This is a genomic window from Brenneria corticis (assembly GCF_003115855.1).
GTDB lineage: Bacteria > Pseudomonadota > Gammaproteobacteria > Enterobacterales > Enterobacteriaceae > Brenneria > Brenneria corticis.
In genome coordinates this window covers 81,120-96,267 of sequence record NZ_KZ819077.1, presented here as the reverse complement: position 1 = coordinate 96,267, position 15,148 = coordinate 81,120, and the positions used below count along the sequence as shown (strand labels likewise).

13 protein-coding genes are annotated in these 15,148 nt (G+C 56.8%); 2 read left to right on the top strand and 11 right to left on the bottom strand.

Going from position 1 to position 15,148, the window contains the following annotated elements; all coding sequences use genetic code 11:
• Positions 1–33: 33 nt before the first annotated feature.
• The 6 genes from fabI to sapA form a co-directional block, all read right to left on the bottom strand.
• Positions 34–825 (bottom strand): enoyl-ACP reductase FabI, encoded by a 792-nt coding sequence (fabI, locus tag DDT56_RS09735; protein WP_136166255.1) that lies wholly within the window; start codon positions 823–825, stop codon positions 34–36.
• 156 nt (positions 826–981) lie between these two features.
• Complete coding sequence (gene sapF / locus DDT56_RS09730) at positions 982–1,797, bottom strand: putrescine export ABC transporter ATP-binding protein SapF (protein ID WP_136166254.1); 816 nt, start codon at positions 1,795–1,797, stop codon at positions 982–984.
• The gene (gene sapD, locus DDT56_RS09725) at positions 1,797–2,789 is read right to left on the bottom strand and encodes a putrescine export ABC transporter ATP-binding protein SapD (RefSeq protein WP_136166253.1); all 993 of its coding nucleotides are present in this window, start codon (positions 2,787–2,789) and stop codon (positions 1,797–1,799) included. Before sapD ends, sapF begins: the two co-directional genes overlap by 1 nt.
• 15 nt (positions 2,790–2,804) lie before the next feature.
• Positions 2,805–3,695: a putrescine export ABC transporter permease SapC gene (sapC, locus tag DDT56_RS09720; protein WP_136166252.1), complete on the bottom strand. Its 891-nt coding sequence runs from the start codon at positions 3,693–3,695 to the stop codon at positions 2,805–2,807.
• Positions 3,682–4,647 (bottom strand): putrescine export ABC transporter permease SapB, encoded by a 966-nt coding sequence (gene sapB, locus DDT56_RS09715; RefSeq protein ID WP_009112476.1) that lies wholly within the window; start codon positions 4,645–4,647, stop codon positions 3,682–3,684. Before sapB ends, sapC begins: the two co-directional genes overlap by 14 nt.
• Entirely contained in the window at positions 4,644–6,353 is a 1,710-nt protein-coding gene (gene sapA / locus DDT56_RS09710; RefSeq protein ID WP_136166251.1) for an ABC transporter substrate-binding protein SapA, read from the bottom strand. The genes sapB and sapA overlap by 4 nt, the downstream gene beginning before the upstream one ends.
• A 235-nt stretch (positions 6,354–6,588) precedes the next feature.
• On the opposite strand from sapA, the gene DDT56_RS09705 reads away from it, so the two are divergent.
• Positions 6,589–7,389, top strand: a complete 801-nt coding sequence (locus tag DDT56_RS09705; RefSeq protein ID WP_136166250.1) for a hypothetical protein — start codon at positions 6,589–6,591, stop codon at positions 7,387–7,389.
• Between the two features lie 372 nt (positions 7,390–7,761).
• Here DDT56_RS09705 and DDT56_RS09700 read toward each other — a convergent pair whose 3' ends face one another.
• Positions 7,762–9,213, bottom strand: coding sequence for a glycoside hydrolase family 32 protein (locus DDT56_RS09700; RefSeq protein ID WP_136166249.1), 1,452 nt, complete (start codon positions 9,211–9,213; stop codon positions 7,762–7,764).
• Between the two features lie 6 nt (positions 9,214–9,219).
• Positions 9,220–10,464, bottom strand: a complete 1,245-nt coding sequence (locus DDT56_RS09695; RefSeq protein ID WP_136166248.1) for an oligosaccharide MFS transporter — start codon at positions 10,462–10,464, stop codon at positions 9,220–9,222.
• Between the two features lie 256 nt (positions 10,465–10,720).
• On the opposite strand from DDT56_RS09695, the gene DDT56_RS09690 reads away from it, so the two are divergent.
• Complete coding sequence (locus tag DDT56_RS09690) at positions 10,721–11,665, top strand: aminoimidazole riboside kinase (RefSeq protein WP_136166247.1); 945 nt, start codon at positions 10,721–10,723, stop codon at positions 11,663–11,665.
• Positions 11,666–11,862: 197 nt separating this feature from the next.
• Here DDT56_RS09690 and DDT56_RS09685 read toward each other — a convergent pair whose 3' ends face one another.
• From DDT56_RS09685 to DDT56_RS09675, 3 genes are all read right to left on the bottom strand, one after another.
• Entirely contained in the window at positions 11,863–12,339 is a 477-nt protein-coding gene (locus DDT56_RS09685; RefSeq protein ID WP_136166246.1) for an OsmC family protein, read from the bottom strand.
• A 227-nt stretch (positions 12,340–12,566) separates the two neighbouring features.
• Entirely contained in the window at positions 12,567–13,595 is a 1,029-nt protein-coding gene (locus tag DDT56_RS09680; protein WP_246856755.1) for an OmpG porin family protein, read from the bottom strand.
• A gap of 58 nt (positions 13,596–13,653) precedes the next feature.
• The gene (locus tag DDT56_RS09675) at positions 13,654–15,132 is read right to left on the bottom strand and encodes a glycoside hydrolase family 32 protein (protein ID WP_246856754.1); all 1,479 of its coding nucleotides are present in this window, start codon (positions 15,130–15,132) and stop codon (positions 13,654–13,656) included.
• Positions 15,133–15,148 lie beyond the last annotated feature (16 nt).

Below are 15,148 nucleotides of genomic sequence, written 5' to 3'. Positions count from 1 at the left end.
GGGGTTTGCCGGCGGCGTTAATGCCGCGGGAGATTAATTATCCAGTTCCAGCTCGTTCATCGCGGCGATGTTAAAGCCGCCGTCCACGTGCAGCACTTCGCCGGAGATGCCGGCCGCCAGATCGGAGCACAGGAACGCCGCGGAATTGCCGACGTCCTCGATGGTGACCACGCGGCGGATTGGCGTAACCGCTTCACAGTGCGACAGCATTTTCTTGAAGTTCTTGATGCCTGACGCGGCCAGCGTACGGATTGGGCCGGCGGAAATGGCGTTAACGCGCACGCCCTGCGCGCCCATGGCGTTCGCCATGTAGCGTACGTTCGCTTCCAGCGACGCTTTCGCCAGACCCATAACGTTATAGTTGGGAATAGCGCGCTCCGCGCCCAGATAGGTCAGGGTCACCAGCGCGGAATTCGGGTTCAGCAACTTGCGGCTGGCCTTAGCCATCGCCACAAAGCTGTATGAGCTGATATCGTGCGCCACGCCGAAGCCCTCGCGGGTTACCGCATCGACATAATCGCCGTCAAGCTGATCGGCCGGCGCGTAAGCGATGGAGTGCACGAAACCGTCGAAGTTCGGCCAGACTTTGGCCAGTTCGACAAACAGCGCTTCAATACTGGCGTCTTCCGCGACGTCGCACGGCAGCACAATGCTGGAACCCAGTTCGCCGGCAAAGCCTTCAACGCGCGATTTCAGTTTATCGTTCTGATACGTGAACGCCAGTTCGGCACCTTCGCGGTGCATGGCCTGTGCGATACCGAATGCAATGGAGCGGTTACTGGCGACGCCAGTGACCAGAATGCGCTTACCGGTAAGAAAACCCATAGCAGTAATCCTTGTGATCGTTGTTGCTGCGACCATCAGTCATAAAATGAGCTGTAATGATGATCGAGATGAATAAACCGGGCGATTCTAGCATGCCCGGAGCCGATAGGGGTACTCCGAGCAGTCGTCACCCGTCATAGTAGAGCGGCGCGCTACTCACAGCTGCGCGCCGTCGCGCCGCCAGGCATCGGCGCTCAGCGCCTCGCCAAAGTGGCTGGCAATCAGCCGCTTGGTCAGTTCATGCAGCGGAGAAGCCAGCACGTCGGCTGTGCTGCCGCGCTCCACCACTTCCCCCGCCTGCATCACCAGGATCTGATCGCTGACGTGTTTCATCATCCCCAGATGCTGGGTGACGTAAATATAAGAGATACCGTGCTTTTCCTGGAGTTCCAGCATCAGATTGATAATCTGTGACCGCATAGACATATCCAGCGCGGCCAGCGCCTCATCCGCCACGATGACTTTCGGCTGCAGGATCAGCGCGCGCGCCAGCCCGATGCGCTGTTTCTGGCCGGGGGCCAGCGCGTGAGGATAATAGTAGGCGTGGTCCGGCCGCAGCCCCACCTGTTGCAGCGTCAGGTTGATGGCCTTTTCGCGCGCCGCGGCGCTGAGATCGGTATTCAGCCGCAGCGGCACGTCCAGCAGTTGGCCGACGCGCTGACGAGGATTCAGCGCATTGCCCGCATCCTGAAAAATCATGCGGATACGCTGGCTGCGGTAGCGATAATCGCCGTAATGCAATAGGTGATCGTCGATCAGCAGCTCGCCGGAGGTCGGGGCGATCATGCCCGCCAGCATCTTGGCCAGCGTGGATTTCCCCGAGCCGTTTTCGCCGATGATCGCCAGGGTCTGGCCTTCGCGCAGGGTAAAACTGACCGACTTCACCGCCTCGACGTGCTGGCGGCGAAACAGCCCGCTGCGATAGCGGAAGGTTTTGGTCAGGTTGCGGGCCTCAAGCAGGGTTTCAACCATCAGGATTCCTCCATATTGAGCGGGAAGTGGCAGGCATACCAATGGTTCTTCACCGGCAGCAGCAGGGGCGTCTGCATACACTGTTTCTGCGAGTAGGGGCAGCGCGGGCCGAGACGGCAGCCGACGGGTAAATGCTCCAGCGAAGGGATCGCCCCCGGCAGGGTATTCAGCCGGCTTTTGTGCGGCAGCGAGCGGCCGAAGTCCGGCATCGCGCGGATTAACGCCTGGGTGTAGGGGTGGTGCGGCGCGCTGATCAGGTCTTCGCTGGTGGCGCTTTCCACCGTCTGGCCGCAGTAGAGCACGTTAATCCGATTGGCCCATTTGCTCATGGTTTGCAGGTCGTGGCTGATCAGCAGAATGGTGGTGTTATTGTTCTGGTTGAGCCGCGACAATAAACGAAAAATCTGCGCCTGGGTGGTGGACTCCATGGCGTTGGTGGGCTCATCGGCGATAAGCAGACGCGGCTGGTTCGCCAGCGCGATGGCGATCATCACTTTCTGGCACTCGCCGTCGGTCAGCTCATAGGGATAGCTGCCCATGATATCTTTATGATCTTTGATGCCGACGCGGTGCAGCAGCTCGATCGCCCGGCGTTTGCGCCAGTGGAATCGCTGCCACCAGCGGCCTTTATAGGTCCAGCCGGGGATGGTCTGGATTAATTGCCGCCCGATGTTTTCGGAAGGATCCAGACAGGACTGCGGCTCCTGAAAAATCATCGATACGTTATGGCCCACCAGCTTGCGGCGCTCGCGCGGCGACAGCTGCAGCAGGTCGATATCATCGAAGCGGAAGCGATCGGCGGTCACCCGCCAGTTATCTTTGGTAATTCCGCAGATGGCTTTGGCGATCAGGCTCTTGCCCGATCCGGATTCGCCCACCAGACCGCGGATTTCCCCTTCGGTCAGCGTCATGCTGACCCGGTCGACCGCTTTTACCGCGCCCTCGGAGGTGAGAAACTCGATGGTCAGATTGCGAATATCAAGCAAGGGCATAGGTCGTCTCCGCCATTATTCCGTTTCCGCCAGCAGGGCGCGGCGAATGCCGTCTCCCAGCAGGTTGACGATCAGCACGCTCAGGGCAATGGCCGCGCCGGGCAACATCACCGTCCAGGGGGCGGCATAGATCAGCTCCAGTGAATTACCCAGCATCGCTCCCCATTCGGTGGTGGGCAGCTGCGCGCCGAGGTTGAGAAAACCCAGGGCGGCAATGTCCAGAATGGCGATGGATAAGGCGCGGGTGAATTCCGACACCAGCACCGCCGCAATATTGGGCAACACCACATACCAGACGATATAAAAGGTGGACGCGCCGTCGAGACGCGTGGCGACGACGTACTCCTTGTCCATCTCGTTGTGTATCGTACTGTAGATGGTGCGCACCATGCGGGGCAACAGCGCCAGCCACACGGCCAGCATGGCGTGCTCAAGCTTCGGGCCGATAAAGGCGATCACCACAATGGCCAGCAGCAGCGACGGAATGGACAACAGGGTGTCGAGAATGTGGTTAAACAGGGCGGAACGCAATCCGCGGGTGACGCCGGCGAAAACGCCCAACACGATGCCGAACAGCGCCGCCGCATGGGTGACGATCAGCGCCGCCCCCACGGTGGGGGCGGCGCCGCTCAATAGCCGGCTCAACTGATCGCGCCCCAGGTCGTCCGTGCCGAGGAAGAACGAGACTTCGCCGTAGTGCGACCAGGAGGGCGGCAGCATCTGATAACCCAGGAATTGCTGGCCGACGTCGTAAGGCGCCAGCAGTTTGCCGAACAGGCACAGACCCAGCAGCAACAGAAAGCCGTAAAAGCCGATCATCGCCAGCGTATCCTGATGAAACACCCGCCAGGTATCGCCCAGACGGCTGGGGATGCGCTTTTCGCTGTAGACGTTATCGAAGGGCATACCACTCCTTGTGTTTCAACGGGTTGGTTATTGCTCCCCAGATGTCGGACAGCACGTTAACCGTAATAACCATGGCGCCGACCACGATGACGCCCGCGGAAATCGCCGCGAAATCCTGCTGGCGGATGGCGTTGACCAGCCAGCGCCCCAGCCCCGGCCAGTTGAAGACCACTTCGGTAATCATGGTAAGCGTCAGCATAGTGGAAAACTGTAATCCCAGCTTGGGAATAATCGGCGGCAACGCGTTGTGCAGCACATGGCGGCGAATAATGGTCAGCGGCGACAAACCGCGGGTCGCGGCGGCCTTGATATAGCTTTTGCCGATAACCTCGGTGGTGCTGATGCGCATCAGCCGTATCACCTCCGTGGTCGGCGCCACCGCCAGCACGCTAATCGGCAGAATCAGATGCCGGATCGCGCTGACCATCATCTCATTGCGATAGGGGGAGTCGGACAGCCAGGCGTCGATCAGGGCAAAACCGGTTACGGTTTTTACCTGATACAGCAGATCGAAACGTCCGGAAACCGGCAGCCAGCCGAGATGCAGTGAGAAAAACAGCGTCAGCAGCAGCGCCAGCCAGAAGACCGGCAGGGAAAAGCCGATAAGCGCCAGCGTACTGATAACGATGTCCGGCCCTTTGTTCTGCATCACCCCCGCGGTGATCCCCAGCGGGATCCCCACCAGCAAAGAGAGCACGAACGCCAGCAGGCAAAGCTCGATCGTCGCCGGGAGCACGACCTTCAACTGCACGATAATGGCCTGGCCGTTGGTGCTGGAACGACCGAAGTCGCCCTGCAGCAGGCTGGAGAGGTAAAAGCGATAGGCGTCAAGCAGCGCGGCGCCGTTAAGCGGGGCGTGCGGCGTGTAATAGCTCAGGCTGAAGCCCAGCAGCGTCAGCAGGAACAGCGTAACCAGCAATAACAGCAGGCGCCGCAGGGTAAAGATAATCACGGTTGTTCTCCTTCATCGACCGGCTGGGAAGAAGGGAGGGGCGGCGCGGCGCCTGGCCCGCGGCGAGGATTGTCGCTTTCCCGGAAAACCCCTGCGAACGAGGCGCTGCCGAACGGGCTGAGCACCAATCCTTTCATATCATAGCGATAGGCCAGCAGGCGTAACGAGGAGGCCAGCGGCAACACCGGCAACTGTTCGGCAAGAATCTGCTGCGCCTGCTGGTAGTATTCGATACGCTTCGCCAACTGTTGTGAAGAGAGCGCGTTTTGCAATACTTCATCAAAGGTGGGATCGCACCAGTGGGCGTAGTTGGTTTGCGAGCGAATGGCGGCGCAGCTCAATAGCGGGCGGAAAAAGCTGTCGGGGTCGTTGCTGTCGGTGGTCCAGCCGGCCAGGGTCAAATCGTGGCTAAGCTCCATCAGCCGCGCTTCCTGAAAACGCCCCTCGACGGGCACAATGGTCACCTGCACCCCTACCTGAGCCAGATCGGCCTGTATCAGCTCGGCGGTTTTCAGTGGGCTGGGATTATAGGAGTGCGACGCGCTGGGCACCCATAGGCGCAGGTTCAGATTGCTTATCCCCAGCTCCTGCAAGCGCCGGCGGGATTTCTCCGGGTTGTATTCCGTTATCCTGGCCTCGTCGTCATAGGCCCAGGAGGCGCGCGGCAAGATCGAGGCGGCGGTTTCGGCGGTGCCGTAATAAATAGACTGCATCAGCCGGTCATTGTTAATCGCCAGCGCAATGGCCTCACGCACGCGGCGGTCGTCCAGCGGCGGCTTGCGCACGTTGAACGCCAGATAGGCGACGTTCATGCCGGAACGTAGTGACAGGCGCAGTCGCGGATCGTTGCGTAAAATCGCCAGCTGGCTGACGGCGGGATACGCCAGCACGTCGCATTCGCCGGTCAGCAGTTTGGACAGGCGGCCGGTGCCGCCGGCGCCCAGATCCACCACCACCTGCCGCATACGGGGCAGGCCGCGCCAGTAGGCGGCGTTGCGCGTCAGGCGAATATATTGCCCGTTGCGGTATTCATTCAGCATATAGGGGCCGGTGCCGACCGGTTCGCGATCCAGCAATTCCTGCTTATCGCCGGCGGAGAGCGCCCGGGCATACTCGGCGGAGAGGATCGGCGCATAGTGCGTTGCCAGGTGCCACAGGAAAGAGGCGTCCGGGCTGTTGAGCCGGATTTCAACGCCGTATTCGCCCAGTTTGCGGATACTCTGCACCGAATCGGCAAATTGCAGGCTGTCGAAATAGGGATATTCGCCGCCGTTGACGTCATGATACGGATGCTTTTTATCCAGCATGCGTTGAAAGCTGAACAGCACGTCATCCGCATTCATGTTGCGGCTGGGGCTGAACCAGGCGGTGGTTTGAAAAGGGACGTCGCGCCGCAGATAAAAGCGATAGGTCGAGCCGTTGTCCAGCACTTCCCAGCGCTGGGCCAGTTCCGGCATCAGGCGATAGGTATAGGGATCGACGTCCAGCAGGCGATCGTAAAGCTGGGCGGCCAGCGTATCGATGGTCACGCCGCTGCGCGCCATTTGCGGATTAAAGGTATTCAGTACGTCGTTCACGCAATAGACGAAGCCGCTTTGGCGGATATCTTCCAGCGGCGCGGTGACCGGTGCCGTCGGCAAGGGAGCCGCCAGCGACGGCATAGCCAGCCAGACGAATGCCAGTGCGAAACAGGTTTTTCCAGACATACGGGATATTTTTCAGTCAATACGTAATAGGCAGAGTGTACCGCACTCTGGCAATCCACCCCACTCCGTTGTGCGCGGATGGCGACTTTCCAACCGCCGGTATTGCTTATGGCGTATTTTTGCTCTGGATCATACAAGGACCGTTTTATCCCCATAATGACGAATAATTTACTAAGTTCTGTGGAAAAAATGCCGTTATAGCTAACACTTTGCCCGAAAAATGGAGTAATTCCGGATGGACGCTATCGATAACCCCGATGATTCAGACGCCGGCGCGGCGGTATTCGAGGCGATTGAACTTGCAGCGGATAACGGTGTGGGCCGCATGGAAAATGAAGCCGACGGGGATCGGCAAGATCCGCCGCGGGCGTTAACCGCGGCGGAACTCAACGCGCAGCATGAGAAGATAAAGCAGTTGGCCGACGCCACGCTTGCCGCGCCGCAGGATCGCGTATCCGATCAGGCCGCCGCGTTTTTTATTCTGGCCATAGAAGGCACGCATTCTTCGGGCACTCAACTTGCCAATGCGCTGCATGACGCTTTCTCAACTCCGTTGAATGTCGAAAAGACGGCAATGCTGGAGGCTTTTGAAATAGCGGTGAAAAAACAGATGCTCGCTTTTATCAATCTGGCATTTATCACCAAAGCGCATCAGCCGCGGGCCGCTCATATCATTGACGACTACATCGGCGAACTGGTGGCGCGGCGGGACGCTATCCGGCTGGGCGCCGCCAACGCGGAATTTTTGCTGGCCTCCGACCTGGGGGAGGATCAGTACGCCGCCGCGGTGCGGGATGATATCGCGGCCCTGAAACAGGGAACGCACTGCACGCAGCTCGATATGTCCCAGGCGTTATCCATCGCCGATAACGCCTGCAGCGCCGTCGATATGCTCGACCAGTTTGAAATGATGCTAAGAAACCGCGGCAGCGAAGCCTCGACGCTGGATGGCGAGTTGCAGCATTTAAGCCTGCTGGCCGATCGTTGGGAGGATTTCGTGCAAAAATACGCCCAGCGCACGCCGAAAAAATGCTGAAAAAGGCATAAAAAAGAGGCCAGGGCAAGCGGTCAGGAACCTCATAATCAGTATGGAAATGAGAAAAATTCTCAACAAAGTGCTTTACAGATGATACTGATAACTATTATCATCATTTCCGCGCTTCAACGGTTGCTTCTTTGCAGGCACTGAGGGAGAGCACGACATTGCTCACATTGCTTCCAGTATTATTTTAGCCAGCCTAAGCGCTGGCTTTTTTTTATGCCGGGCGTCCTGCCCGGCACCCTGCGGGCCGTCGCAGGCGACGTTTAAAATCGCTCCCGGCGATTTTTTATGCCGGGCGGCCTGCCCGGTAACCTGCGGGCCGTCATATAAAAGGCATGCCGCCCGGTCGTCGGGCGGCAAAAACGATCAACTGATTTTTCCGCTGCCGACGCTATTAAAACGAGCGCCGCCGTTTTGGGCGAACAGGCTCAGATGGCGTTCCTGCGCCTGCGGATAGATACGGCTACTCAGACAGCGCTCGCCATCATTGACAAAGACCTCAACCGACGAGCGATCGAAGAAGACGCGCAGACGCAGGCTAGAGGAAACGGGCAGGGGCACGCTGCGGTAGCCGCTGATGCCATGCGTCGGATAGCGGCGCTCCAGCACCAGACGGCGGGACTGATCGTCGACATAAATAAACAGTCCCTGCTCATTATTGGGTTGGCTGCCAAGCGACAAACCATACTTCTCGGCATCGCTGGCCTGCAGGTCGATGTCCAGCGTCACGAACTGCGCGGCGCAGTCCTGAGCCAACGGCAAGGCGCCGTTTTTCAGTTCCACATTCTGCTCTCGGCGTTCCTGATGGCAGCACACGTCGATTTCCGCCGTCGGCGCCACCCGCAACGTATTGTCTGACGTCAGCGTCAGCTCGCGCGGCATTGACAGCATGCCGGCCCATAGATGCGCTTGCTCCGGCATCAGCGATTCCCACATAGCCAGCCAGCCCAGCATAATACGGCGGCCATCCGGCGCCAGCAGCGTCTGCGGCGCATAGAAATCATGGCCGGCGTCGATCTCGGTAAACGGCGTTTCAATCACGAACTCACCGCCGGGCTGCCAGGTGCCGATCATATAACCGCTCTGGAATAGATTACGGTTGTGATAGCCCTCGGCCTTCATTCCCTGCGGGGAGAACAGCAATACCCACTTATCGCCCAGAGGGAAAAAGTCGGGACACTCCCACATGTAACTTTCGCCCGGCGCCGAGCGGGCCAGCAGTCCCTGTGGTTCCCAGTCGCGCAGATCGGTCGAGCGCCACAGGCGCACTTCGCCGCGATTTTCCACCTTCAGCCCGAGCACCAGGTACCAGTAGTCGCCCATTTTCCAGACTTTCGGATCGCGGAAATGCCGGATCCCCGCCGGCGCGTCGATGATCTTACCCTGCGGCGTGAAATGTATGCCGTCACGACTGGTCGCCAGGCACTGCACCTGACGCAGTCCTTTATCGCTGGCGCGATCGCCTTCGTGAACGTGCCCGGTATAGATCAGCGACAGTTCTCCGTCGTTATCGACCGCCGAGCCGGAGAAACAGCCATCCTTATCATCTTTGCCCGCCGGCGCCAGCGCCACCGGCAGGTGTTCCCAATGGATCATATCGCGGCTGCGGGCGTGGCCCCAGTGCATGGGCCCCCAGACGGCTTCATAGGGATAATGCTGGTAAAACGCATGGTACATGCCGTCATACCAGACCAGACCGTTCGGGTCATTCATCCAGCCGACCGCGGGCGCCAAATGCCAGCTCGGATACCATTCCATGTTCATCAACGGCCGCGTTGCGGCAATGTAACTATTGGCTTTTTCTAATAACTCAATCATAGCAACTCACTTTATTGTGCGCGGGGTAAAGGTCGGGGAAGGCCGGACGGTTTGACTAGGTTCCAGCAGGAACCAGGAAACCAGCGTGGTGAACAGCACCATGCCGCCCATAAACAGATAGGTCCGGGCGAAACCGAACAGCTCATAGCTGTAACCCACGATAGGGGACAACAGGCTGCTGACCACCGAACTGATACAGGTGAAGCCTACCAGGTAAATCGTGGTCGATAACCGTTTGTCAAAGTTCAGGCTGTTATATTTAAACAAAGAAATCAATAGGATGGGTAATTCTACCGCATGCAGTAGCTTCATTGCCGAAATTAAAAACACCCCGCTGACCAGGCCGGAGCCGATAACGCGCAGCGCCATTAGGGCGCTGGCCAATATCAGGCCGTTTTTGGCGCCGATGCGGTTGACCAGCAACGGAGCCAGGAACATTCCGCCGGCCTCAAGGAATACCTGGAGCGAGTTCAGGTAACCAAACATGCTGTTGCCGGAATGCAGATCGGGAAACTGTGAAGCGAAATAGACCGGGAACTGCTGATCGTAAACACCGTAAATACAGGTGCCGATAACAAAGATAACCAGCGCCCAGAAGCGCGACAGGCGCAGCAGCCCGACGGCGTCGGCCAGGGTGATCTTGGCCGGATCGCCGAACTGAAGCTGGCTCATCGCATTCTCTTTGGCGATGCGTATCTGGCTCAGGCACAGCACGAACAAAGCGCCGGAAAGGGAGGCCAGCGCAAAGTTGTACCAGGGGTTAATGTTGAAGTTGATGCCGGCAAAGAAGGTGGCGACGGCCCAGCCCAGCGATCCCCACATTCTGGAACGACCGTATTCAATGCCTTTCATGCGGCAGAAACGTTCAATATAGGCTTCCAGAAGACCGATGCCGCCGTTAAACGTGGCGCCGATATATAACCCGCCCGCAATGCTGCCGAGATAAATATTAAAACGCAGAAGGTCGGCGAACAGCATAAAGAACGGGCCGCTGCATACCAGCAGAATGGCGATGAACCACAGCTGGTGTTTACCCAGCCCGAGCTTATCCTGGATATAGCCGTACAGCGGCTGTGAACAGAAGGACACCAGCAAAATCGCCGAGAAGATAATGCCGGTATCGGTGGAATTCATATTCACATACTGGTTGAGCCAGATGGATAACAGCGAGCAGGTCGATGACCAGGTAAAGAAAAAAAAGAAAAATAGGCTGCTTAATAAGATATAGATTTTTCTGGTTTCAGCGTTCATCCGTCTGACTCCTGACAGGTCGATGGCTGAATTGTTAACGTTAACTATTAAAAAGCTAAAGCAGTTTATTGCGGGAATGTGATGTTAATCATGAAAGTTAACGTTAACATTTTATTTTAGCCCGCAACCCGCTACATTCCACTCAATAGCGATTTCCGCTGCTGCCCGAAGCCGCCATCACGGCATTTCCTGCTAAACGGGCGGGACGGCGCGGTAGTCTATTTTATTTGATAATCAATATGTTATTGAGGTGAGCATGGCGAATAAAGTCTGGGTGTTGGGCGATGCGGTAATTGATCTTTTCGCTGACGATATGCAACGTTTATTACCTTGTCCCGGCGGCGCGCCGGCCAACGTGGCCGTCGGTATTGCCCGCCTGAACGGCAACAGCGCTTTTATCGGCCGCGTGGGCGATGAGCCTTTTGGTCACCGTTTGCGGCAGGTTCTACAGCAGGAAAATGTCGACACCACATACCTGCATTACGATGCGCAGCATCGTACCTCCATCGTGCTGGTTACCCTGAATGAGGAGGGGGAACGGCAGTTTACCTTTATGGTGCGGCCGGGCGCCGATCTGTTTCTTGAACCGGGCGACCTGCCGCGTTTTAGCGCCGGGGAGTGGCTGCACTGCTGTTCTATCGCGCTGGCGGCCGAACCGTCCCGTTCCACCACGCTACAGGCGATGGCGGCGGTGAGGCAGGCCGGCGGCTGGCTCAGTTTCGACGCCAATCTGCGCGACGATCTGTGGCCGGATCGCAATCTGATGCGAGCCTGCGTCAAACAGGCGCTGGCGATGGCCGATGTGGTGAAATTGTCTGATGAAGAGCTGACGCTGATCGCGGAGATTGCCGACGTTGAGCAGGCGATGACGGCGCTCTGCGACGAAATCAGTCCGGCGCTGCTGGTGGTAACCCAGGGTAAGGCCGGCGCCTGGGCGGGGCGGCCGGGCAAGATGACGTTCTATCCGGCGCGTGCGGTACGGGCGGTGGATACCACCGGCGCCGGCGACGCGTTTGTCGCCGGCCTGCTGGCGGGATTAAGTGAAGAGGGCGCGCAATGGCGGGACAGCGCCGCGCTGCCGGCGATCATCGCGCAGGCTCAGTCCTGCGGCGCATTGGCGACCACCTCGAAAGGCGCGATGACGGCGTTGCCGTACCGGGACAGGCTGCTTGGCTATCAGGCGGAAGCGGAAGTGTTGTAATGACGGTATCCAACGCGCCACAGAGCGGCTTGAGGGCATAAAAATGGCGATGTGCTGATTGTTACCAAGCTTGACCGTCTGGACGCAATGCCATGGACGTCAAATTATACGCGCTGGCGGCAAAATGTTAAAAACCAGCGTTTTTACTATAGCGATAAACGCTGGTTTCAGTTTATTTATCCCGGAAGAAGCAAGGGTTATGAAATGGGATAATGCATTATTACCGGCTCGCAAAATACCGGGAAATTAAGAGAATTGGCGATAAAGCACAATTCATGCGCGCGGTGATGAAGCTCCCGAGCGAGCGCGATATCATCTCCGGAACGGATAGCAATTTCAGGTCTGAGCGTAATTCCCGTGAAACATCCTTTTTCTCCCTCAGTCATTGTACCCTCCGCCCTGTCAAGATAAGAGTAAACGCTTATCCCTGCTTCAGCGCACAGATGCAGATACCAAAGTTTATGGCAGGCAGAAGCCGAGGCCACCAGAAGGTCTTCCGGATTCCAGCGTGTGGCATCACCCAGGAATGCCGGGTCTGATGAGCCGGCAATACGCTGTTTCTTTCCCGCTGAAATTTCGTAATCGCGGCTATAGCTTTTATAGGACTCAGTTCCGCTACCTTTGTTGCCGGTCCATTTAACGTGCACCTGGTAATGATGTTCACGATGCGCCATCGCTGTTGCTCCTGCTCTGTTGTAAAAACATGGAATATATTGATTCTGCCGGGCCGATATTGAAGTATTTCGTCCGCTGACCTACTCAGGAACATGATGCATGTTATGCATTAGGCCTTAGCTTGACGTGTCGGCAGACTGGCTTATTCTACACGACGGTGCATCAATGTTTGCCTGGAAAGCGGTGCGCCGTGGGATTGACGCACCGTGACTGTCAGCGCGCCAGCTCAGAAATTGAAATCGGCCGCCAGCATATAGGACATGTTGATGGCTTTGCCGTTGGTTACCCAACTGCCGGACTGTTTATCATCCGAGGCTTTCACTTCCCCTGAGATATTGAATCGCTTGCTGATAGGGTAGTTGGCGCCCAGCGCGACATATTTATAGCGGGTGTTCTGGAACACTTCGCCATCTTCGGGACGGGCGTTGTATTTACGATAATGACCGACCCCGCTGTGCAGGGTGGTAGTCAGGCTGTTGTCCCAGTTATGCCAAACGCCGACGCTGGTCGTCCAGTCCCGATCGTTGATATTTCCCCACTGCTTTCGTTCCAGCTTGCCTTCGCTGTAGCGGCTGCGCAGCCAGACGCCGGTATTATCCGTGATGATATATTGCAGACCGGGTTCGATCTCGCTGGTGGTGACATCGGTATCGTTAATCCCTTCGGTGCCGGCGGAGCGTTTGTGCTGTAGATCCTGATAAAAATAGCCGAACATCGATAAACGATCCGTCAGGCGATAGGTTCCGTACAGCTTGTATCGCACCTGCCAGCGTTCATTCAGCGATTCGCTGCCGACCAGCAGTTCCGCGCCCACGTCGCCCCGGCCGATCTGATGGTTGTAGCCAAAAATCAACTGGGTGCGCTGGGTCTGCTCTTCATATTTCTGGCTGGTAAAACTGCCCTGATATTCGGTTTCCCTGGCGTTATAAAAGGCCAGATACCAGGAAGGAAGGCTATCGTGGCGTAATGCGGCCTGCGAGAGAACAAAGTTGTCCGCGCCGTCATGCGTGGTGTTGTTTTTCCAGTTGGTGTCGGTAACTTCCAGTTTGCTTTTGATATTGCCGTGTACCTTGCCGCCGTGAGAATAGGACGATTGGGTGGTGGTCCACATAATTTCTTCATTCAAATAGGACCAGGGATTGACGCCGATCACCGCGCCTTCATCATTCCGCATGATATCCATCGCCGCCTGACCGGTCATGGGTAATACGGTAATGGCGAGCAGGGCCCATTTTTTAGAGATATTCGTTTTCATAAATAATTCCCTTGCGCAAAACTATCGCAATACAGTGAGAAATAAGACGACACGTTAATTAAAAACGCCGAATACGCAGATCGCGGCTATCGATATTTCCCTGCGGCGCGCTGATCGCCCATTTTTTGCCGGAAATATGGTACATACGCGTGCTGAAGGCGATATTGTCGTTGATATAGAACACGGCAATGGAGTCCTCGATAATCACTTTCAGATGAATATTGTCGGATAATGGCGTTTCTATACCCATTTCCGGCTTGCGTTTGGGTAAATCATTTATTCCCGCCGGATAAAACAGCACTTTATTGGTCTTTTTATTAAAGACGACGTTCAGCGGCGCATTCTGCGGACTATCGTCATCCATGCCGAAACTGAAAATGACGCCGTCGCCGTTCATTGGTAAATTACCGTTGATTTCGATCGTGCCGGATAATGGCGCAAAGACCTGACTGCTGATTTCCCCGAATGAGGCGGCGCTGTTTTTCGTTAATAACGGGCGCAGTGGTTCGGGCCGCGGGGCTTTTTGCCCGAAGACATCCGCTATTTCCTGCGGCAGTTTGGTTCTTAGCCGGCCATCGGCGTCCGCGGTTAATTCATGGGCGATAAGATTGCCCGCCCAGTCGATATTGCCGTGATTATCCTCGCCGGCTTTGGTCGGCACCCAGCCAAAAACAAACAGACGTTTACCTTGCTCAACCAGTTTGCCGGCATACAATCCGGCGCCGTCAAAGTAGAAATTTTCCGGTTTGACGAAGGGGCCGTTCGGCGACGCCGCCACGCGGTATTGCGTCAGGCGATGCGGCCACTGGTCGCTAAAGCTGAGATACCAGCGCCCGTTGAAATAGACCAGCGTCGGGCATTCCAGATTGGAATCATGGCTGGTCGTATCATTGCGGAACAGTACGCCTTCATCCTGCCAGTGGGTGAGGTCGGTCGAGGTATATTTGGCGATGACGCCGGTGCCGTTCTGACGGGTGGTAATCAGCATCCAGTAACGCTGCTCGTCGGGAATATAGACGACGTGCGGATCGCGGAAGTCATTCGCCCGGTAGTTTTCCCCAGGGAGAAAGGTATCTTCAGGGTGTTTGGTCCAGTTGCGCATATCGCTGCTGGTGGCGTGCATAATGGATTCGGCGGGAAAAACATTCTGATTATGGGCGGTATACCAGGCGTGATAAGTATCGCCGGCCTTAATCACCGAGCCGGTGCCTAATAACAGTTCCGGGCTGTCGAGATCGTTAATATACGGGATCACTTCGCCCAGATTTTGATAACGGTATAAATTGCTGGTCGCGAGTAAATGAAAAGCGTGTACGCCGAGATCCTTACCGCCGCGAATATCATTCAGATGGAAAATGTAGAATTGATTATTCTCGGCATACGGCATCGGATCGCCGATATAGGAGCCGGGCACCCGGGGGAAAAACGCGTTTACCTGGTGGTGAACTTCCGCGCTGGTATTTTCCTCCGCCGACGTTTGGCTATCGGTTGATGCCGATGAGGTACAAGCGGTATTCAGCGATGTCATTAAAAGCATCAGAATAGCCGTTGTC

What these genes read in the sequence shown, in the direction of transcription:
- fabI (WP_136166255.1), bottom strand. Translation starts at nt 825, where the DNA reads ATGGGTTTTCTTACCGGTAAGCGCATTCTGGTCACTGGCGTCGCCAGT.
- sapF (WP_136166254.1), bottom strand. Translation starts at nt 1,797, where the DNA reads ATGGTTGAAACCCTGCTTGAGGCCCGCAACCTGACCAAAACCTTCCGC.
- sapD (WP_136166253.1), bottom strand. Translation starts at nt 2,789, where the DNA reads ATGCCCTTGCTTGATATTCGCAATCTGACCATCGAGTTTCTCACCTCC.
- sapC (WP_136166252.1), bottom strand. Translation starts at nt 3,695, where the DNA reads ATGCCCTTCGATAACGTCTACAGCGAAAAGCGCATCCCCAGCCGTCTG.
- sapA (WP_136166251.1), bottom strand. Translation starts at nt 6,353, where the DNA reads ATGTCTGGAAAAACCTGTTTCGCACTGGCATTCGTCTGGCTGGCTATG.
- DDT56_RS09705 (WP_136166250.1), top strand. Translation starts at nt 6,589, where the DNA reads ATGGACGCTATCGATAACCCCGATGATTCAGACGCCGGCGCGGCGGTA.
- DDT56_RS09700 (WP_136166249.1), bottom strand. Translation starts at nt 9,213, where the DNA reads ATGATTGAGTTATTAGAAAAAGCCAATAGTTACATTGCCGCAACGCGG.
- DDT56_RS09695 (WP_136166248.1), bottom strand. Translation starts at nt 10,464, where the DNA reads ATGAACGCTGAAACCAGAAAAATCTATATCTTATTAAGCAGCCTATTT.
- DDT56_RS09690 (WP_136166247.1), top strand. Translation starts at nt 10,721, where the DNA reads ATGGCGAATAAAGTCTGGGTGTTGGGCGATGCGGTAATTGATCTTTTC.
- DDT56_RS09685 (WP_136166246.1), bottom strand. Translation starts at nt 12,339, where the DNA reads ATGGCGCATCGTGAACATCATTACCAGGTGCACGTTAAATGGACCGGC.
- DDT56_RS09680 (WP_246856755.1), bottom strand. Translation starts at nt 13,595, where the DNA reads ATGAAAACGAATATCTCTAAAAAATGGGCCCTGCTCGCCATTACCGTA.
- DDT56_RS09675 (WP_246856754.1), bottom strand. Translation starts at nt 15,132, where the DNA reads ATGCTTTTAATGACATCGCTGAATACCGCTTGTACCTCATCGGCATCA.